The following is a 20,639-nucleotide window of genomic DNA, read 5'->3' as shown; positions in this document are numbered from 1 at the left end:
TCCCCCGTCGGGCTCCGCGGCGTGAGCGAAGCGAGGAGCCCGAAGGGCGGATGCCGTGCATCGGCGTGCCGGAGAAGCGCCCGCATAGTGGTTCTATTCGGGCGTTTCTCCGGGGCGGCGAGCGCAGCGAGGGAGCCCGCAGGGCGGATGCGGTGCCGGGCGTCGTGGAGCCCGACGGGGGATGGAAGACAGGCCCTAGCCGGCTCGGCAGGTCTCCAGGGCCACCGGCAGGAAGGACCGGCCCTTGACGTTGAGCTTGCGGTAGATCCGGGTCAGGTGCTGCTCGACGGTGCCGGTGGTGATGTGCAGTTCGTCGGCGATCTGCCGATTGGTGTAGCCGCGTACCGCCAGCCGGCCCACCCGGCACTCGGCGGTGCTCAACGACCCGGTGTCCGCCGGCTCGGCGAAGGTACGGACCGGCCCGGACAAGGCCGGCGGCCGGATCGGGTCACTCCCGCCCGCGCTCCGCAGCAGTGGCTCCGCGCCGCAGATCATCGCCAGACCGGTCGCCTGGCGCCGGGCCATCCGGGCCCGGGTGGGATCGCCCAGCGCCTGGTGGGCGTCACCCAGATCGGCCAGGCAGTACGCCAGTTCGAGCTGGTCACCGGATTCCAGGAGCAGATCGCCCGCCCGGGTCAACACCTTCGGGCGCTCCGCCGGCGACAGCGTGGCCGCCAGCACCCGCAGCGAGATGCCGTGCGTACGGCCGCCCCGGGTGTCGGTCAGCGCGACTTGTTCCTCGGCCAGCTCCCGGGCTCGGCGGCGCCGTCCCAACCGCAGGTGGGCCAGCGCCGCCTCGCTGCGCCAGGGCACCAGCGCCGGCAGGTCCATCTGCCAGCTCCGCATCAGTTCGCCGCACGCGGTGAAATCGCGCAGCGCCGCCGAGGGCCGGTCGCCGGCCAGGTGATGTCGGCCTCTGGCGTGCAGGTAGTGCAGCCCGGCTCTGGTCTCGTACATCGCCTCCGGGATCGGATGGGCCAGGTAGCGGGCGGCCGTGTCCAGGTCGCCGCGCATCGTCTCGGCCAGGACCAGCCAGGCCAGCGGTCCGCCGATGCCGATCCCCCAGCTCTGCGGGGACAGGCAGGCCAGCGCGGTCAGCGCGGTGTCGGCGCTGGCCCCCAGGTCGCCGAGCCGAAAGTCCACGCTCGCCTTGATCGCCCGCAGCAGCGCCTGCCGGTTGGGTGCCGTGCGCCGGTCGGCCTGCTCGATCAGCCGGTCGGTCCACACCCGCGCCTTGGGCAACTCGTCCGAGTACAGCAGCGCGAGCAGCGCGGAGGCCATCGCGTCCTCGGTGCGATCGCCGAGATGACAGTTCTGCAGCACCTGCTCGGCGGCGTACACGGTGCTCTCGTCCGAGCGCCCGGTGAGCACCGCGGAGAACACTTCGACCGCCTGCACCTGCGGGTTCATCACGGTGGGGTGGCCGGGATCCAACGGCGGTCCCAGACCGGCGTCCGCGGTGTAGACCACCGCGGGCGGATGGAGCACGAACAGCGACTGGTGGGCGACGTGATAGCCGGCGGCGGCGTGCCGGTCGGCCTCGTCGGTGGCCCGGAACAGCTCGAACATCAGGCCGATCACCTCGGCGGCCTCCTCCGAGCGGCCGTGCCACAACAGGTGCCTGGCCAGCGCGAGTCCGTCCCGCCGCCCCAGGTGCCCGTCCCGCAACGCCTGGGTGAGCGCGGTCAGATGGCGGGCCGCGGCCGACGGGTCCACCCGCCACTCCATCTGCGCCAGCTCCGCGGTGACCGTCGCGCGGATGCCCTCGTCGACGCTGCATCGGCGGGCGTGGTTGAGGCATTCGATGGCGAAGTCGATCTCGTCGCCCAGGGCCGCCTGTTCGGCCGCCTCGCGCAGCGCGGCCACCGCCCAGCCCTGCCCGATCGGTTCGGCCGCGATCAGCCGTTCGGCGATCCGGCGTGCCGAGGCCCCGGTCTCGTGCAGCAGGTTCGCGGCCTGCCCGGACAGGTCCGCCCGGTGGGTGAAGTCGTGGTCGGCCAGCACGATCGCCTCGATCGCCGGATGCCGGAACCGTTCGCCGTCCAGCAGCCCCGCGCCGCGCAGCGTCTTCATCGCGCCCGCGGCGTCCTCGGAGCCGATCTGGATCAGTTCGCCCACCAGCGCGGGAGCGGCCGGCGATCCCAGCACCGCGATCGCGCGGGCCACCTCGCCGTCCAGCGGCGCGCCGTGGTGCAGACAGGCCAGCACCGCCTCGCGGAACGATTCGCCCATCACCACGCCGTCCGCCTGGCGGACGGCCCCGGGGAGGGTCGCGGGCAGGTCGTCGACCAGCGCGTGCACCAGACGCGGATTGCCGCCGCTGAGCGCGTGGCAGCGCACGCCCAGGCCCTGTGCGCCGACCGCGCCCAGCCGCTGCTCCAGGATGTTGGCGACGCCCACCGGGGACAGCGCCCGCAGCCGGACGTGGTGGCCGAAGGGGCGGTCGACGAATCCCGCCCACGAGGTGGGGTCGAGCCGCTTGCCCAGGTTCAGGTCGCTGCAGATCATCAGGATCCGGGCCACCCGGAGCCGATTCGCCAGGTAGAACAGCAGCTTGCGGGAGGCGAGGTCGGCGTGCTGGAAGTCGTCGACCATGACCACGAGCGGCTGCAGCTCGGCCAGCCGCAGGAACAACTCGAAGAGTTCGTAGGCGGGGTGACCGAGGCTGATCGGCGTCTCCGGCCCGGCAGCCGTCGCCTCCTCGATCAACCGGGGCACCTGCTCGCCGATCGTGTCCGGGACCTTGGCGCTGTGGAAGAGCTGACTGAGCAGTCCGAAGGGAAGGTCCGCCTCCACCGGTGACCCGGTGGCCACCAGGAGCAGTACGTCCGATCCCGTCACCCGACCGGTGAATTGCGAGAGTAAGGCCGTTTTGCCGATACCGGGTGGTCCGGTGACTACTGCAACGCCTCCTTTCCCCTGACGGCATCCGATCATTAAGTTATTGAGCCGGGAGAAATCCTTTTCTCGTTCCACCAATTTCACTGTGACCCCCTGAGAACCAATCTCGTCGCACTTCCGGACGCGCGAAACATCCCCGTGCCGCGCCGTCGCTTGAACCGAGTAGTTCGTGAGGATTCATTCTACGCGCCCGCACGCGGGAACCGGAGGGCTGCCCGAAATTGAGGTGATTACAGGTGATCCATGGCCAAAGAAGGCCATCTGCGTTCGATGACCGAAAGACCCGCTTTTGCAGGGATCCGATCGATCCCACGAGTATTCCTGAGCGCGTTCGTAGCAAACGGTTAACCCGCCGGACTCGCCATGGAAACCGATCCTGTGCACGGATATTCCGGCCACCGCAGGGTTGGCTTGCATCGATTTACGGCCAATCCCCGGCCTTATTCGGACGCGGCACCGAGGGCATCCACCCGGCCGGCGCGCCGCGCCCGACGACCCGCCGGCCCGAACGGGCGCCTGCGCAGCGCCGAACCCGATGCCATCGCGCTGGTCAGCGGCAGGCCAGGACCGTTTCCGAGACCGCGCCGACGACCGAACGCGCACCACCACCGGCGGCCGATCCGCCAACCGACCGGATATTCCGCGCAGCGGAATTCCGCTTGACGAGTACCGCAGCGAGCCGTCCGGACGGCGATAGGAAATCCGTACGGATATCCACCCCGAGGAAGTGTGGCGAATCACCCGACATTCGACCGATCGGCGCTCGCCGACACGCCGGGCCGACCGATCGACGGCAGCCGGTGCGGTATCGACAATTCGCGGCGGGAATCACCGGGCGGATATCGCGGACAGCAGCCCACGACATACGCACTCGGGCGCCAACCCGTGCAATTGCACACCAGCACGGGCGTAGTGCTTGCGCCCGCATAATCCGTGTGATCCAGGTGGATGGTGCGGTGCGGGCGCGAAAACGGGCCGGCTCGGAGTCGAGCCGGCCCGTGATACGACGGACGAATTACCCGTTGGTCACTTCTCCAGGTCGGGACGCAACCGCAGGGCCAGTGCCGCGGCGCTGTCCAACGATTTCTCGCCGATCCCGTAGACGACGCCCACGGTGTCCTGGTCGACCCACACGCACGTGGGCAGCGCCTTGCCTCCCGATCGGATCTCGGTGCAGCGCAGCACACCGCCCATGCTGCCGGGGTCCATCTCGCGGACACCGCCGAGGTCCGAGGACTTCTCCTGGGCCCCTTCCTGCATCCCCTCGATGAGCTGATCCATCACCGTCGTCGGCGACGCGAACGGCGACGGGTTGGCCATCACCATCACCAGCGCGGTCGGCGTGGTGTCCCCGGCGGCACCGTAGGCGGCGACCTTGGAACCGGGCACCGCCTGCCGCCGGATCGAGGTCTGGAGCGGATACGCGTCGTCGCCCATCCGGTCCAGGCCACCCGCCCGGGCCGGGGTGTCCACGGTGCGCTTGGTCGTGGACGACGTGGAGGACGTGGCCGGCGGCCGGGTCGGCAACTCCGGCGGCCCCGGCACCCGCGACGTGGGCGACGTGGTCGGCCGATCGCTCGCCGAGACCGACGACGTCGGCTTCGCCACCGGGTCCTTGTCGTCGGAGGAGAACGCCCCGGTGGCACCGAGCACGGCGACGGTCCCCACCGCCACCACGCCCACCACGGCCGCGACGATCACCCCGACCTTCGGGCCCCGGCGCCCCGGCGGCTGCGGAACGCCGTATCCGGGCGGTCCGTACATCGGCTGCCCCGGAGGCGGCGGAGCGCCATAGGGGTGGGCACCCGGCTGCAGCGCCCCGGGCGGCGGGCCATAGGGCCCACCGTACGGCCGGCCCTGGGGCTGTGCCCCGTACGATCCGGGCGGCGGCCCGTAGGGCCCACCACCGGGCGGCGGCTGCTCGCCTCCCGCCGGCTGCTGAAACGACACGATCCACTTCCCCGTTTCGAACCACGACGCCGATCGACGCCCCGACATCCTGCCCCACCACCATGACGCTCCCACCAGGTGGTCCACCCATCCGGGACCCGGGCACCCCGGAGTCCCCCCGGTCCGGCCGACGAGCCGGCCTGCGAGAACCGGGCGCCCCGAGGTCGCTCGACCCGGACGCGCGGCGCTTCGGGGTCGTGCGGTCCGGGCCCGGGGCGCGGGATTTCGTGGTGTGTCGGGGGCGGGGAGGGGGCGATTGTCGGCGGCAGGGGGGCGGGGTCGGTACGGTGATCGACGCGGCGTTTGCGTCGGGGGTGCCGGGCGATGGTCGCGGTACGGGGTGAATTCGGGACAGGAACACGGGGGGCGCGATCGTCATGACGCACTCATTGCCACCGCAGGGGTCGGCGCGGGGCGCCGGCCCGGGGCCGGAACCGCAACCGTGGGGCGCGCCGGCGGAGCCTCGGCCGGCCCGCGGGCCGGCCGCGCCGCGCAAGGGTCTGGTCATCGTGGTGAGCGTGCTGATCGTCGCGGCGTCGGCCGCCGCGATCACGTTCCTGGTGTTGTGGCTGCACAACGTGGGCCAGTCGGTGGGCCACGTGGACCGGAGCGACTTCAAGGACCTGCCGGGCCCGCGCGACGTCGGCCTCGGCGCCCCGCTGACCCCCGGCACGTCGGGAGGCGCCGCGTGAGCACCCCGCAGCACCCGCCCGGCCCGAACGGTCCGGACAACCCGGACGACGCACACAATCCGTGGGACGAGCAACGACGCTCGCACGCCCGGCAGTCCGTGCCGCCGCCGTTCGCGCCACCGGGCCGGACCCAGGCACCACCGCCGTTCGCGCCGCCGTCGCCGTCGGACCGGGTGCCGCCGCCCTTCGCACCGCCCGCGTCCTCGTCACCGGCCCGACCGCAGCCGTCCGGCCCCGGCCCCGGCCCCGCGCAGCCGCAGCCGCAGCCGCAATCGTCGCCGCAGCCGCACATCCCGGCCCAGGCGCAGCCCCCGTCGCACGCGCGCCCGGCGGCCCCACCGCAGTCCCGCCCCGCGCCGTTCCCGAACGCCTCGGCCGGCGGCTTCGTGGCCAACCCCAACCTGCCCCTGCACGACCCGCATCCCCAGCCCTACCCGCACGCCCCCGGATATGTCGGCCCGGCCGGACCCGGCCCGGACCACCCGCCGGCCCCCGCGCCGATGCCGCTGCAACCCGCGCCCTCGGACCACCACTTCGTCTTCGGCCCGCCGCTCGCCCCGGACCGGATCCGGCCCGCGCGCGATCGGCCGGTCCTGCTGCGCACCGCGATCCTGGCCCTGTTGGTGTTCGCCCTCGCCGGCGTCGGCGCGGTCCGGCAGGCCGTGCTGCACGGCGACGAGTACGCCAACACCGGCGAACACATCGCGGTCGCCTGGGCGTTGAAGGAGGGTCGGGACGGCCCCAAGCCGGTGTCGACCGCGGGCTCGGACGTACGCACGCTGGAGGGCACCTGGTTCCAGGGCGACACCGTGGTGCGTTCCGAACGCACCCGCGTGGTCGCGTACCGCGTGGACAGCGGGGCCACCGTCTGGGAGAAGCCGCTCCCGAACGGCGCCGCGATGTGCGCGGCCGGCGCCGAGACCGACGGGCCGATCGCCGTCGTCGTCTACGGAGTCGGCACCGCCTGCGACCGGATCGCGGGCATCGACATCACCTCGGGCACCGAGGTGTGGGCCAAACCGCGCACCGCCAAGGGCCCCGCGGCCCTGGAACGCCTGGCCGTCTCGCGCGGCGTGGCGGTCAGCGGCGACACCGCGTTCCGGATCAAGGACGGCGCCCAGTTGTGGGTCGCCGACCGCACCTTCGCGGCCGGTTGTCAGGTCACCGGCTTCCGCGGCGGGGCCGCGCTGGTGGCCAACGGTCTGTGCGGGAGCACCGACGCGGTGTGGGCGGTCGATCCGCTCACCGGCAAGCCGGCCTGGGTGCACAAGCTGCCCAAGGACGGCACGGTGCGCGCGGGCACCTCGCCGGTGGTCGCCACCTCCCCCGTGATCGTCGACGAGCCGACCGCGCCGGGCGGGCCGCCCCGGCTGACCGTGTTGACCGAACGCGGCGCGCCCGCCTACACGATCGACGCGGGCGGCCCACTGGTCGACGACACCCGCGGCGACGCGCGCGAGGACAAGCGCGACAGCTCGCCACGCGTGCTCGCCGACGCGCGCACGATCTATGTGCCCGGCAACAACGGCCGGTCCGTGCACGCGTCGAGCAAGCCCGGAGCGAACCAGATCGTGGCCGTCGACCGGCAGACCGGTCGGGTGCGCTGGATCTCCGCGCTGCCGGCCGCCGTCAAGGTGGTGGGTGTGAGCGTGGACAGCAAGGCCGCGCCGATCGCGGTCGACCCGGACGGCGCCCTGCGGGTGTGGGTCAACGCGCGCGGCAGCAAGCCGCCGCGCCTGGTCCGTTTCGACCCGCAGGACGGCCACATCCGGGTGCTCGCCGAGTACCCGCTGCGGCTGGGCGTCTCCCTCGCCGAGGCCATGCCCAAGCCGTTCGAACACGACGGCCGGCTCTTCCTGGTCGACGAGAGCACCGCCGGTTTCGGCTACCGGCTGATCACCGGCGCCCGCGCCAAGTCCTGACCTGCACGAGAACGCGCCGAGGCCCCGAGCCCGGATGCCCGTCCATCGGGCGCCCGCGCTCGGGGCCTCGGCGGATCCGGCCGGTCCCCCGGACGACGGGACCCCGACCCGACCTCAGGCCACTCCCTGGACCGTCCCGCGCGTCTGCGGCGATCGCGATCCCCACGGGCCGCTGCGCCAGGTGATCCCGTTCCAGCGGCCGAGGCGGCGGATCTCCCAGACGCTCAACGCGGTGATGATCACCGAACCGCCCACGCCGACCACGGCCTTGAGGTTGTCCGGCACGATGTCGGATCCCGCGAACAGCGGGTTGTCGGTCTTGACCAGCAGGTCGGTCAGGGTGAACGTCCACGCCAGCCACATCGCCATCAGCGCGGGCAACATCGGGTGGCCGTCCGCCGCCGAGAACAGGTGCTGCGCCACCTGCCAGATGGCCACCAGGGCGAATCCGAAGACCCAGATCCCGGCGACCATGGACACCCAGGACAACACCAGTTGGGCCATCGTGCCGTCGGTGCGCAGTGTATTGGTGTTCGCCCCCAGCCCCGCGGCCTTGCGGCATCCCCAGGCCAGCGCGAGGCCCAGCCCCGGAACCACCAGGAACAACCCGACCGTGCGGACCGGGTGGATCAGTTGGCGCATGGTCAGCGAGCGCAGGTGCGGCCGGGCGCAGAGCACCAGGAGGCAGCCGATCAGCACGATGCCGACGATGCCGTACAGCGGCAGCAGCACCATCCGGCGGACCATCGCGGACGCCAGTTCCGCGACCACCTGCGCCCCCTGCACCTTGGTGGTGGTGCCGGCGGCCGCGCCCGAGGAGTGCGTGCGCTCCTGGTACAGCCCGCGCAGGAACACGGCCAGCACGATCATCAGGCCGAGCCACGCGCGCACCCGGTTGAGGTTGCCCATCAGCCCGTCCGGCTTGCCGATCCGGTGCGCCGGGCGCAACATCCGGTGCGCCAGGACACCCGGGACGACCACGGAGGCGACGTTGGCGATCCAGCGCCGCTCGATCTGCGCGGGTGTCTCGGTCGCCGCGTGCGCGGGAGTGTGCCCGGGTGGGTATGGGTGTGGAAGCGTGTGTGCTTGGTGGCCGGCATGGGCCATCGGTCGGAACCTCCCCGCAGAACGACCGGCTCGGGCCGCACCACGTTAGCAACGCGCGCCGGCTGCCGGCGGGGGTCGGTCCGCGCGGCGGGCTCAGCCGGCGGCGGCCGTGCCGATCCGCGGCGCGATGCCCGCCAGTTCGGCCAGTCGCCGGGCCGACCGCAACCGGCCGGCCCGGTCGTACGAGCTGGTGGTGACCAGGAACTCGTCCGCGTCCGTGCGGGCGAACAGGCCGGCCAACTCGCCGGCGACGGTCTCGGCGGTGCCGTGGATCTGGTCCCGGAGCGCGGCGTCCAGGTGTTCCCGCTCGCGCGGGGTCATCGCCGTCGCCCGGATGCGCTCGGCCGGGAGCAGCGGCGGGAAGGTGCCCCTGGTGCGCGAGTACGCGGCCGCCCACGCCTCGGGCAGCAGCAGGTCGTACGCCTCCTCCTCGGTGTCCGCGATCGCGATCGTGCCGGCCACCACGACGTAGGGCCGGGTCGACCACGCGGACGGCCGGAAGGCGGCCCGGTAGCGCTCGATCGCGGCGAGCACGCGCTCCTCGCCGATCGCCGCGGCGACCACGAGCGGCACCCCGGCGGCGGCCGCGTGGTCCGCGCCCGCCCCGGTGGCCAGCACGAACGGGGCGGGCCTCAGTCCCTCGGCGGGGCGCGCGTGCACCCCGGGGTGCGCGTCCTGGGTGCCCAGGAAGTAGCCGAGCAGTTCGGCCAGTCGCTCCGGGAAGTCCTCCGCGGCGTCCTTGCCCCGGCCCAGCGCTGCGCGGATCCCGTCGGTGAAGCCCACCGAGCGGCCCACGCCCAGGTCGATCCGGCCCGGGTACAGCGACTCCAGCACGCCGAACTGCTCGGCCACCACCAGTGGTTGGTGGTTGGGCAACATCACCCCGCCGGTCCCGACCCGGATCCGCTCGGTGACCGCGGCCACCGCGGCGGCCAGCACGGTGGGTGCCGACCCGGCCACACCCGGCACGCTGTGGTGCTCCGCGACCCAGAAGCGGTGGTACCCCAGCCGCTCCACCTCTTGGGCGAAGGCCACGGCGTGGCGCAGCGCCGACGCGGGGTGCTCCCCTTCCAGGGTGAGCGACCTGTCGAGCACGGAGAACCGGACACCCGGCGGCAACACGTTCACACGAGTCCCAACACGCACACGGGCCGGGAATTCCCGCCGCGCCGGGTCACCCGGGCGACGTCCGGCACAACCCGCGCCGGACGCGGGCGGCACCCGGGCGGCGTCCCGGGGCAACAGCGCCGGATGCGAGTGGCACCGAGTCGATCGCACTCGGGTCGTACCGCCGCGATCACGCGAGCGCACCCACACGCGAGCCCGCGAGCCCGCTTGCACCCGAGCACCGAGCACCGAGCACCGAGCACCGAGCACCGAGCACCCGAGCACCCGAGCACCCGAGCACCCGAGCACCCGCCGGGACATCCCCGAGTTCTCCCCTGCGGGATGCGCGTCGGCGGACGCGTCCTTCCCGGGGATGTCCCCCTCTCGCCCGGCCCGCGGATGGTCCGCCCGCCGGGCACCGGACACCGGTGGCCCCTCCGGTACCGGAGTCGTCACGGCCGCGCGCGCGGCCTCAGCGTTCGGCCAGGTAGGCCGCCGCCACCGCCCGCAGGTGGTCGTGCCGGCCCTCGTAGGCCCGGTGGCGTCCGAGCACGGCCTTGGGCAGCTTGCCGACCATCGTGTAGTTGGTGTCGCACACGTTGGCGGCCGGGGCCAGGCCGGCCTGGCTGACGAGCTGGTAGGCGTCCAGCAGTTCCAGGTCGAGCAGCTCCGCCGTCCAGCCCACGAGATCGCGTTGGCTGATCCGGAAGGCGTCCTCGAGCGGGCGGGCCGACCCGGTGGTGAGCAGGTGGTCGTCGTTCTCCAGGCGCGGCGACACCGGCGCGCCGCCCTTGATCAGGTCGACCACGATCACCGTGCGCATCGCGGCCTCGACCGCCGTCCCGCACAGTTCGCCCTCGCCCTGGCGGGCGTGGCCGTCACCGATCGAGAGCATGCCGCCCGCGACGTTGACCCCGAAGTACGCGGTGGTGCCGGCCCGCATCTCGGGGGTGTCCATGTTGCCGCCGTGCGCGCCCGGGGTGATCGACATCAGCGTCTCGCCCGCGGCGGGCGCGACGCCGACCGTGCCGTGCATCGGATCCAGCGGGAGGTCCACGACGAAGTCGCTCTCCCGGGCCCGGAATCGGCAGATGCCCGCGTCGGCGTCCAGGTCGTAGACCCAGACCCGTTCCTCCAGCGCCTCGTGCAGCATCGCCGTGGTGGGCGTGGCGGTGAGCGCGCCGAAGTGCGGGAATGTGGTGGAGATGCCCCAGTCGCGCGCGGGTGCGATGTCCACGAAGTGCACCGCGAGGGTGTCCCCGGGTTCCGCGCCCTCGACCGCGATCGGTCCGGTGACCGGGTTGAGATAGGGGAAGGTGCACACCGCGCTGGGCAGGTCGTCGATGCCCTTGACGTTCCCGCCGAAGCAGTCCTCGGTGGACAGTTCCACGATGGTGCCGGGACGGACCGTCACCAGCGGGCGGCGCCCGCCGAAGGTGTAGGCGTACTGGTGGTAGGTCGGCTTCAGGGAGACGACTTCGAGCAGGGTCATACGGGTTCCTCGACCTTGTCGATGGCGGAGATCTTGGGTCGGCGGCCCGCCAGGACCAGACCGGACAGCAGGGCGAGACCGATCGCGAACCAGATCGTGCCCAGTCGCTTCGCCTCGCCGTCGGCGTTGTAGACGACGTACGCCAGGATCGCGAAGCCCAGTGAGGGCGCGATCAGGTGCCGCCAGTAGTCCCGGCTCTTGTGCCGGACGAGATAGTGCACGACCACCGACACGTGCAGCACCAGGAACGTGGTGAGCGCGCCGATGTTGACCAGGCTGCTCAGCGTGGTGATGCCGTCGTCGCGGGTGCTGGTGTACAGGCCCAGGGCGAGCGAGATCGCGGCGGTGAGCAGCGTGGCGTTGACCGGGACCCGGTGCTTGGGGTGCACCTTGGCCAGGAAGGACGGCAGTTGCCGGTCCCGGGCCATCGCGTACAGCAGGCGTGAGGTCGCGGCCTGGGCGACCAGCGAGTTGGCGAAGCCCCACGCGATCGCGGTGGCCACGGCGGTGAGCTTGGCCAGCCAGCCGCCCGCCGCGACCCGGGCCGCGTCGTAGAACGCGGTGCCGTCCGGGTCTCCCTTGTCGATCAGCGTCCCGGGGTCGGGCACCAGCAGCGAGGCGATCCAGGTCTGCGCGATGAACAGCGTCCCGGCCAGCAGCAGCGCGGCGACCATCGACCGGCCGATGGCCTTGGCCGAGTCCTTGTTCTCCTCGGACAACATGGAGATGCCGTCGAAGCCCAGGAAGCTCAGCGCCGCGATCGAGACGGCGCCGAAGACCAGGCTCCAGGAGAAGGTGTCGCTGTTGTAGATCGGGGTGAAGTCGAAGCCGCGGCCCTTGCCGTCCATCAGCGCGACCACGCCGATCACGATGAACAGGACCAGGATGATCAGCTCGCCGATCAGCATGATCTTGTTGACCTTGGCGGTCATCTCGACGCCGAGGTAGTTCACCGCCGTGTTCAGCAGCACGAACCCGACCACCCACATCCATACCGGGATGGAGGTGACCAGCGAGTTCATCGCGACGGCGGCGATCAGGTAGAGCAGGCCGGGCACCAGAATGTAGTCGAGCAGGATCATCCAGCCGGCCAGGAAGCCCACCGGGGCGGCGATGCCTCGGCCGGCGTAGGAGTACACCGATCCGGCCATCGGGAAGGCCTGGGACATCTGCGCGTAGGACAGCGCGGTGAACATCATCGCGACCATGCCGATGACGTAGGCGAGCGCGACCATGCCGCCGGAGCCCTGGAACACGCCGCCGAAGATGCCGAACGGCGCGATCGGGACCATGAAGACCAGGCCGTAGACGAGCAGGTCGCGGAAGCTCAGGGAACGGCGGAGCTCTTGCTTGTAGCCGTACTTCTCGATCGACGCGGGGCTTCCGGTCGGGTCGGGTCTGCCGGGGGACTCGGGTCTCCTGGTCGATCCGCGCGTGGGGACTTCGCTCATGGTGGTCTCTCCTCGGGACGACCCCGAGGGGTCACGGAGAGACCCTAGAACCAGTTATTTCCAAATGGAAGTACTTTCTCGTCGCGGCAGCACAACGAAATCCAGCCCTTCCGCCCGGGCCAGGTACACCTGCCTGCGCGGCGGCCCCAACGACGACCGCGCCCACGCCCCACCCGCGGCGGCCGGATCGGCGTCGAACAACCGGCGCACCGCCGCCGCCAACCCGTCCGGCGCCAGTTCGTCCCGCGCGGCCAACGCCGCGACCAGGTGCAGCCCGTCGTACAGGCCCTCGGCGTAGGCGTCCAACACCGGCGCCTGTGCGCCGAACAGGGATCGGTGCCGCTCGGCCAGGCCCAGCCGGCGATCGTCGGTCTGCGACGCGAACGACTGCATCACCGCGTACATCGCGCCGGTGTCGTCGCCGCCGTAGGCCAACAGCCCGTTCTCCTCCAGCGCCCCGGACAGCCGGACCAGGATGCGATCCAGCCCGGCGTGCCGCAGCGCCCGGTTGAAGTCGACCAGGTCGCGGCCGATCAGGCTGAGCAGCAGCGCGTCGGCGCGGGTGACCCGCAGCCCGGCCAACAACTCGTCCAGACCCGCGCGTACCGCCCCGAAGCCCACCCGTCGCTCGTACACCACGCTGCTGTGCGCGTGCGTGATCAACCGTGCGGCGGCCGTGTGGATGGCCTGCGGCCAGATGTAGTCGTTGCCGATCAGCGCCCACCGGCGCAGCCGATGGTGCTCGGTCAGCCACCCGATCGACTCGCGCAGTTGGCGCATCGGGTCGACTCCCGTGCACACCACCCCGGGCAGCCGGCCGCCGCCCTCGTGCGGCGGGGTGAAGACGTACGGGGTCCGGCCGCTCACCACCGACTCGATCGCGCGGTGCACGTCGCTGGTGTGGAAGCCGACCAGTACGTCCACCGCACCCGCCGAGCCGAGCAGTTCGACCTGCGCCGCGACCTTCTCGGGCGGCCCGCCGGCGTCCACCAGGACCAGTTCCACCGGGCGGTCGCGCACCCCGCACGCGGTGTTGATCTCGTGCGCCGCGAGCAGCGCCGCGTCCACCGCCGAGGGCCCGATGATCCCGAGCGGCCCGGACTGGGGCACCACCAGGCCCACTCGAAGCACTCGGGGATTCCGGTCGGAATGCAGCGCGTCGAGCGGCTCGATCAAGACTGTATCGACGCTCATCAGGCGAGTAAGTATGCTCCTGGAACCGGCCCGGTGAAGGGGTGATGCGCATGTCCGCCGGCGAACTCGCCGAACGAGCCGTCGCCCGACCGCCCCTGGCCGAGCTGCTGACCATCGCGCAGCGCCGCCTCACCCGCACCCTGACCCTCGTGTTGGCCGAGGAGGACTGCACCCTCGACCAGTGGCTCGTGCTGCGCGCCCTGGGCGAAGGCGACGGCCGGCTGATGGGCGACCTGGCGCAGAGCCTGCTGATCCCGCACGCCAGCCTGACCCGGATCGTGGACGCGCTGGTGGACGACGGCTGGATCTACCGACGCCAGTCCGGCGTGGACCGCCGCCGGATCGCCGCGCACCTGTCCCGGCGCGGGCGCCATCGCCTCGCCCGGCTGGACGCGCTGGCCCAGGCACACGAGGCGGCCGTGCGCGCGGCGTGCGCGGGCGACGATCCGGCCGCCCTCCTCGCGTTCCTGGCCGGTCCGGACGCCGACTGAACCACCCGGGCCGACCCGCGCCACGCCGATCCGCCCGACGCCGATCAGCGCGGCGACGACCCGCGCGGCGACGACCCGCGCGGCGACGACCCGGCGGAGCCCGGCGCGCCCCACCCGCCCGGCGCCGCCCCGCCCGTCAGTGCCCGGCCAGGAACCGCGCGGTCACCCCCACACCCTTCGCCGCCACATCCGCCGGCACCCCGCTCGCCACGATCCGGCCGCCGCCGGCGCCACCGCCGGGACCGAGGTCGATCATCCAGTCCGCGCCGGCGATCACGTCCGGGTCGTGTTCGACCACCACGACCGTGTTGCCCGCCGCGACCAGACCGTGCAACTGCCGCATCAACAGCTCGACATCGGCCGGATGCAGCCCGGCCGTCGGCTCGTCCAGCACATACAGCGTGTGCCCGCGCCGGGCCCGTTGCAGCTCACTGGCCAGCTTGATCCGCTGCGCCTCGCCGCCGGAGAGCTCGGTCGCGGGCTGCCCCAGGCGCAGATAGCCCAGGCCCACCTCGCGCAGCGTGGTCAGACTGCGCGCGGCGGCCGGCACCTCGGCGAGGAAGTCGGCGGCGGCGTCCACCGTCAGCCCGAGCACGTCCGCGACGCTCAGCCCCCGATACGTCACCTCCAGCGTCGGCGGGTTGTAGCGCGCGCCGCGGCAGGTCGGACACGGCGCGTACGTCCCCGGCAGGAACAGCAGCTCGACCGCGACGAAGCCCTCGCCCGAACACGTCTCGCATCGGCCGCCGTCCACATTGAACGAGAACCGACTCGCGGTCCACCCGCGCTCGCGCGCCGCGTCGGTGTCCGCGAAGAGCCTGCGCACCGTGTCGAACAAACCGGTGTAGGTGGCCAGATTCGAGCGCGGTGTGCGCCCGATCGGCTTCTGGTCCACCCGCACCAGCCGATCGACCACGTCCAGGCCCTCGACCGCGCGAATCTCGCCCGACTCCTGCCGCCGGCCCTCGTCCTCCTCCGGCCGGGTGCCCAGGTGATCCGCCGTCACCTCCGCCAACACCCCGCCGACCAGGCTGGACTTGCCCGAGCCGGACACCCCGGTGACCACGGTGAACACGCCCAACGGAAAGCGCACGTCCACATCGCGCAGGTTGTGCAGGCTCACCCCGGTCAGCGTCACCCACCCGGTGGGCGACCGCGGCTCCCGGACCGCCGCCAGCTCGGTCCGGAACAGGAATCGGCGGGTCGCCGAGTCGGCCACCTCGCGCAGCCCGGCCGGCGGGCCGCTGTACAGGATCCGGCCGCCGCCCTCGCCCGCGCCGGGCCCGACGTCCACGAGCCAGCCCGCCCGACGCGCCACCGTCATCCGGTGTTCCACCACGAACAACGAATTGCCCGCCGCGCGCAGCCGGTCGAGCACCACGAGCAGCGCCTCGGTATCCGCCGCGTGCAATCCCGCGGACGGCTCGTCCAGCACGTACACCACCCCGAACAGGCCCGACCGGAGCTGGGTGGCCAGCCGCAACCGCTGGAGTTCGCCCGAGGACAACGTCGGCGTCTCCCGATCCATGCTCAGATAGCCCAGACCCAGTTCGACCAGCACCGCGATCCGCGCCACCAGGTCCGTACAGATCGTCGCGGCCGGCTCGCCGTCGGCCTGCGCGCCGGCCAGCACCTTCGCCGCCTCGACCAGCGGCAGCGCGACCAGCGCGGCGATGTCGTACCCCGCGAAGGTCACCGCCAGGGATTCCGGTCGCAGCCGACGGCCGTGGCACACCGGGCACGGTCCACTGCGCAGGAAACGCTCGACCCGCTTGCGCTGCGTCGCGCTCTTGGAGGTCGCGAACGTCTTCAGCACGATCCGCCGCGCGCTGCTGTACGTGCCCTGGTAGTCGCGTTGGATCCGGTTCGCGTCGCGCACCGGACGCACGGTGACCACGGGCTGGTCGTCGGTGAACAGGATCCACTCCCGCTCGACCTTCGGCAGCTCGCGCCACGGCCGGTCCACGTCGTAGCCGAGGGTGGCCAGGATGTCCCGCAGGTTCTTCCCGTACCAGGCGCCCGGCCACGCGGCGATCGCCCCGTCCCGGATCGATCTGCCCGGGTCCGGGACCAGCGACTCCTCGCTCACCTCGTGCACCCGGCCCAGGCCGTGGCAGTTCGGACAGGCGCCGGCGACGGTGTTCGGCGAGAACGCGTCCGAGTCCACCCGCCGCGCGCCGGGCGGGTAGTCCCCGGCCCGGGAGAACAACATCCGCAGCGAGTTGGACAGCGTGGTCAGTGTGCCCACCGTCGAGCGCGAGGTCGGCGCCGAGCGCTGTTGGCGCAGCGCGATGGCCGGTGGCAGCCCGCTGATCTCGTCCACGTGCGGCGCGCCGACCTGCTGGATCAGCCGCCGGGCGTACGGCGCGATCGACTCGAAATAGCGTCGTTGCGCCTCGGCGTACAGCGTGCCGAACGCGAGCGAGGACTTCCCGGAGCCGGAGACCCCGGTGAACACGACGAACGTGTCGCGTGGGATGTCCACGTCCACGTCCCGCAGGTTGTGCTCACGCGCGCCGCGTACCCGCACATAGGGGTCGTGTTCGGTCATCGCGCTGCTCCTCGGGGTGCCGGGCCGAAGGTTGTCGTATGCCCGCCGGCGGGCGCTCCGCAACCGAGCCGGCCGCCTCGGTCGGGTCTGCTCGGCCGAGGCGACCGAGGCTCGGTCGGGTCTGCCCGGCCGAGGCGACCGAGGCTCGGTCGGGTCTGCCCGGCCGCGAAGCCGCGGCAAAGGTGATCGTCGGCCCTGGTGATCGTCGGGATCCGCCGTTACGGTCGGCCCGCCGGGTGGTCCGGTGCCGAGGAGCAGCGTTGCGAGGGGGCGTCGATGGCGCTGGAGACAATCGATCCGCGGACACCGGTGCTGGTGGGCGCCGGGGTGGCCGATCAGCGCCTGGCCGAGGCGGGCGCCGGGGTCGGCGAGCTGGAGTTGATGGCCCGGGCGGTCGAGGACGCCGCCGACGGCCTGGGCGGCCTGTTGCGTGCCGTGCGGCATGTGCTGGTTCCGCGCGGGACATGGCGGCACGGCGATCCGGGACGGTGGCTGGCGAACCGGTTCAAGATCGTCGACGCGCACAGCACGCTGGCCGAACTCGGGGTGTTGCAGCAGTCGTTGATCACCCGGGCCTGCGCCGACATCGCGGCCGGGCGGGCGGACGTGGTCCTGGTGGTGGGCGGCGAGGCGGCCCACCGGAGGCTGCGGGCGAGGATCGCCGGTGTCGAGCTCGTGGATCCGGTCGCGGACGGGGTGCCCGACACGGTCTGGGCGCCGGGCGCGGACATCCTGGCCCGGGTCGAGATCGATCGCCATCTGGCCGTGCCGGCCCGGCAGTACGCGGTGATGGAGTCCGCGATCGGCGCGGCGCGCGGCTTGTCGCCGGCGGAGAACGCGCGCGAGATCGCCGCGCTGTGGCAGGGCTTCTCGGCCGTCGCGGCCGACGGCGGGCACTCGGTGCGCGGTCGCGCGCTGCGCGAAGACGAGTTGTTGTCCCCCGAGGGGCGCAACGCGTGGCTGGCCGACCCGTACACCAAGTGGCACTGCTCGCAGATGAACGTCGACCAGGCCGCCGCGTTGCTGCTGTGTTCGGCGGAAGCCGCGCGGCGGTTCGGGATCGAGCGCGGGCGGTGGGTGTTCCCGACCATGGCGGCCGAGGCGAACACGATGGTGCCGCTGGTGGCCCGACCGGACCTGGACCGCTCCCCCGGGTTCGCGGCGGTCGGCGCGGCGCTGGGGCCCGGGGTGCGGGACACGACCCACGTGGACCTGTACAGCTGCTTCCCGGCGGCGGTGCGCGTCCAGCAGCGCGAGCTGGGGCTGACCGAGCGTGCCGGCCGGGCGTTGACCGGCACGGGCGGGATGGCCTTCGCCGGTGGGCCGCTGAACAACTACGTGCTCCAGGCCACCGTCGCGGTCGCGGCGAACGTGCTCGCGGGCGGGGACGGGCTGGTGACCGCCGTGTCGGGGATGGTGACCAAGCAGGCCGGCGCGCTGTGGGCGGACCGCCCCGCCGCCGGCGGGTTCCGGGCGGTGGACGTGAGTGCCGAGTTGCCGGCCCGGCCGGTGGACGCGGACTACGCGGGCCCGGCGGACGTGGTGGGCTGCACGGTGGCGTTCGAGCAGGGCGAGCCGGCGGTGGCGATCGCGGTGGTCGAAGGCACGGGCGGCGTGCGGTCGGTGGCCTCCTCGACGGACGCCGACGTGCTGGCCTCGATGCGCGCCGACCCGTGGGTCGGCCGCTCGGTACGGGTGAGCGGGGACACGTTCTCGATCTGAGGACACGCCCTGGGGCCGGACCGGCGTGATCGGAGCACGTCGGGGCAGGTGAGAGGGCGTGGGGTCGTCGGCGTCGCGGGCGGGGCGCTGCCGCCGGTGTTCCCGAGGAACGGTCGATGACAGTGACCATCCCGTTGGGATGCCGTGGGGGGACACGATGGTCAGGGTTCTTCTCGCCGAGGACATGCTCATGCTGCGTCGGGCGCTGGTGTCGTTGTTGGAACTCGAGCCCGACATCGAGGTGGTCGCCGAGGTCGATTGCGGGGACCTGATCCTGCCGGTGGCGCTCGAGGTGCGGCCGGAGGTCGCGGTGTTGGACATCGATCTGCCGGGTCTGGACGGCATCGGGGCGGCCCGGCTGTTGCACGAGCGCTTGCCCGAGTGCCGCACGGTGATCCTGACCAGCCTGGGCCGGCCGGGCAATCTGCGGCGGGCGCTGGCCGCGCACGCCTCGGGGTTCCTGCTCAAGGACGCCGATCCGGACCAACTCGCCGCCGCCATCCGCGCGGTGGCCGCCGGCGAGCAGGTGATCGATCCGCAGTTGGCGGTGGCCACCCTGCAGGCGGCGGAGAATCCGCTGAGCGCGCGGGAGACCGAGGTGCTGCGGTTGGCCGCCGAGGGGGTGGACGTGCCGGAGATCGCGCGCGGCCTGTTCCTCTCCGCCGGGACGGTGCGCAACTACCTGACCACGACGGTGACCAAGCTCAACGCCCGCAATCGGATGGACGCGGTGCGGATCGCGCGCGACTCCGGCTGGTTGTGACGCGCGTCGACGAGCCGTGCGGGCGTCACCGGCCCGGGGAGCCGCCGACCGCGGTGTCCCACCCCGCGTTCCGATCGGGATCGGCCCGCGCGTCGACCGGCAGTTCCGCGGTCAGGACGAACCAGCCGTCCTCGCGGGCGGCCGCGGTCAGCGTCCCGCCCAGGGCCAGCACCCGGGTGGCCATGTTGCGCAGGCCGCTGCCGCCCTCGGTCACGCCTTCGGTCGCGCCCGCGGCGGCCCGCGGCGTCTCGCTCGCGTCGATGCCGTCGTTGGTCAGGGTCAGCCGCACCCGGTCGTGGTCGAGGACCGTCTCGATCACGCAGTGCCGGGCCTTGCTGTGCCGCAGCACGTTGGTGATGCCCTCACGCAGCACGGTGGCCAGCACCGCGTCCGCGCCGCCCCCGGGCAGGTCCGCGGCGGCCCGCACCCGGGTGTCGATGCCCACCGCGCTCAGCAGCGACTCGGCGGCGGTGATCTCGCGAATCAGGCTCATGTGCAGGTAGCTGCTGGCGACCGAGCGCACGTCGGTCAGCGCCTGCCGGGACGTGTGCAGGATCTCCACGATCTCGGCCTCGGCCCGTGCGGGGTGCAGGCGCACCAGACGGTAGGCGAGTTCGCACTTGAGCGTGATGGTGGACAGGCTGGAGCCGAGCAGATCGTGCAGGTCGCGAGCGAAGCGCAGCCGCTCCCGGGTGATCGCGAAGCGGGCCAACTCCTCACGGGCCTCCTGGACTTCGCGCATCAGCTCGGCGAGTCGACTGAGCCCGTAGACGACCAGGGCGGTGAGCGCGGTGGCCGTGACGTTGTAGGCCAGTTCCGCGCCGCCGAAGCCGACCGCGTATTGGATCACTCCGGTGGACACCACGACGGCGCCGAAGCACACCCACGCGAGGACGGACTTGAGCACGAGCAGACACGACGCGGCCAGGAATCCGGGCATGCCCAGCCAGGCCGCGCCGAAGAGGGTGAACGGCAGGTAGGTCAGCAGGGCCTGCACGGCCAGTGTGCGTTCGCGCCGGCCCGCCAGGACCGGCACCCGGGACGGGAACGAGTGGCCCAGTTGCAGCGCGAGCAGCATCAGCATCAGTGCCAGGCACAACACCAGTGCACCGGCGCCGTGTTCGTCGCGGAACAGGTAGGTGAGCGCGACCAGGAAGAAGCCGAGGATCACGATCGCGGTGATCGTCACCGCCGTGCGCGGAGCGAGTTCGGTGTGCGGCGCGAGTCTGTGTCCCGGGCCGATCTCGGGTCCGCGCGCGGGCGTTGCGTGCATGAAGGCTCCTCGCTCGAGGTCGC

14 protein-coding genes are annotated in these 20,639 nt (G+C 72.6%); 5 read left to right on the top strand and 9 right to left on the bottom strand.

From position 1 onward, the window contains the following. Positions 1–195: 195 nt before the first annotated feature. Positions 196–2,976, bottom strand: a complete 2,781-nt coding sequence (locus ACWCPW_RS38000; protein ID WP_449766147.1) for an AAA family ATPase — start codon at positions 2,974–2,976, stop codon at positions 196–198. A gap of 951 nt (positions 2,977–3,927) precedes the next feature. Then, a complete protein-coding gene (locus ACWCPW_RS37995) occupies positions 3,928–4,665 on the bottom strand; it encodes a hypothetical protein (RefSeq protein WP_449766146.1) in 738 nt (245 codons plus the stop codon). Positions 4,666–5,228: 563 nt separating this feature from the next. Here ACWCPW_RS37995 and ACWCPW_RS37990 point away from each other — a divergent pair. Both ACWCPW_RS37990 and ACWCPW_RS37985 read left to right on the top strand, forming a co-directional pair. Beyond that, a complete protein-coding gene (locus ACWCPW_RS37990; RefSeq protein ID WP_449766145.1) occupies positions 5,229–5,543 on the top strand; it encodes a hypothetical protein in 315 nt (104 codons plus the stop codon). Beyond that, on the top strand, positions 5,540–7,465 hold the full coding sequence (locus tag ACWCPW_RS37985) for an outer membrane protein assembly factor BamB family protein (RefSeq protein ID WP_449766144.1): 1,926 nt from the start codon (positions 5,540–5,542) through the stop codon (positions 7,463–7,465). The genes ACWCPW_RS37990 and ACWCPW_RS37985 overlap by 4 nt, the downstream gene beginning before the upstream one ends. Before the next feature lie 114 nt (positions 7,466–7,579). Here the strand turns inward: ACWCPW_RS37985 and ACWCPW_RS37980 are convergent, their stop codons facing one another. The 5 genes from ACWCPW_RS37980 to ACWCPW_RS37960 all read right to left on the bottom strand — a co-directional run bounded on the left by ACWCPW_RS37980 (position 7,580) and on the right by ACWCPW_RS37960 (position 13,816). Next, positions 7,580–8,572: a hypothetical protein gene (locus ACWCPW_RS37980; RefSeq protein WP_449766143.1), complete on the bottom strand. Its 993-nt coding sequence runs from the start codon at positions 8,570–8,572 to the stop codon at positions 7,580–7,582. Between the two features lie 93 nt (positions 8,573–8,665). Next, positions 8,666–9,700 carry an LLM class flavin-dependent oxidoreductase gene (locus ACWCPW_RS37975; protein ID WP_449766142.1) on the bottom strand — a complete coding sequence of 345 codons (1,035 nt, stop codon included), beginning with the start codon at positions 9,698–9,700 and terminating at the stop codon, positions 8,666–8,668. A 451-nt stretch (positions 9,701–10,151) separates the two neighbouring features. Then, positions 10,152–11,171, bottom strand: a complete 1,020-nt coding sequence (locus ACWCPW_RS37970; RefSeq protein ID WP_449766141.1) for an acetamidase/formamidase family protein — start codon at positions 11,169–11,171, stop codon at positions 10,152–10,154. Further along, positions 11,168–12,622, bottom strand: coding sequence for an APC family permease (locus ACWCPW_RS37965; protein WP_449766140.1), 1,455 nt, complete (start codon positions 12,620–12,622; stop codon positions 11,168–11,170). The genes ACWCPW_RS37970 and ACWCPW_RS37965 overlap by 4 nt, the downstream gene beginning before the upstream one ends. A 54-nt stretch (positions 12,623–12,676) precedes the next feature. Beyond that, positions 12,677–13,816 (bottom strand): substrate-binding domain-containing protein, encoded by a 1,140-nt coding sequence (locus ACWCPW_RS37960; RefSeq protein WP_449766139.1) that lies wholly within the window; start codon positions 13,814–13,816, stop codon positions 12,677–12,679. A 50-nt stretch (positions 13,817–13,866) separates the two neighbouring features. On the opposite strand from ACWCPW_RS37960, the gene ACWCPW_RS37955 reads away from it, so the two are divergent. Further along, positions 13,867–14,307 (top strand): MarR family winged helix-turn-helix transcriptional regulator, encoded by a 441-nt coding sequence (locus ACWCPW_RS37955; protein WP_449766138.1) that lies wholly within the window; start codon positions 13,867–13,869, stop codon positions 14,305–14,307. A gap of 136 nt (positions 14,308–14,443) precedes the next feature. Here the strand turns inward: ACWCPW_RS37955 and ACWCPW_RS37950 are convergent, their stop codons facing one another. Then, complete coding sequence (locus ACWCPW_RS37950; protein WP_449766137.1) at positions 14,444–16,858, bottom strand: ATP-binding cassette domain-containing protein; 2,415 nt, start codon at positions 16,856–16,858, stop codon at positions 14,444–14,446. 276 nt (positions 16,859–17,134) lie between these two features. On the opposite strand from ACWCPW_RS37950, the gene ACWCPW_RS37945 reads away from it, so the two are divergent. After that, on the top strand, positions 17,135–18,580 hold the full coding sequence (locus ACWCPW_RS37945) for an acetyl-CoA acetyltransferase (RefSeq protein ID WP_449766136.1): 1,446 nt from the start codon (positions 17,135–17,137) through the stop codon (positions 18,578–18,580). A 157-nt stretch (positions 18,581–18,737) separates the two neighbouring features. Continuing rightward, a complete protein-coding gene (locus ACWCPW_RS37940; protein ID WP_449766135.1) occupies positions 18,738–19,343 on the top strand; it encodes a response regulator transcription factor in 606 nt (201 codons plus the stop codon). A gap of 25 nt (positions 19,344–19,368) precedes the next feature. Here the strand turns inward: ACWCPW_RS37940 and ACWCPW_RS37935 are convergent, their stop codons facing one another. Then, on the bottom strand, positions 19,369–20,616 hold the full coding sequence (locus tag ACWCPW_RS37935) for a sensor histidine kinase (RefSeq protein ID WP_449766134.1): 1,248 nt from the start codon (positions 20,614–20,616) through the stop codon (positions 19,369–19,371). Positions 20,617–20,639 lie beyond the last annotated feature (23 nt).

This window comes from Embleya sp. NPDC001921, assembly GCF_053594475.1.
Note: the sequence above shows the minus strand (reverse complement) of the source record. Positions and strands in the feature narration are given on the sequence as shown.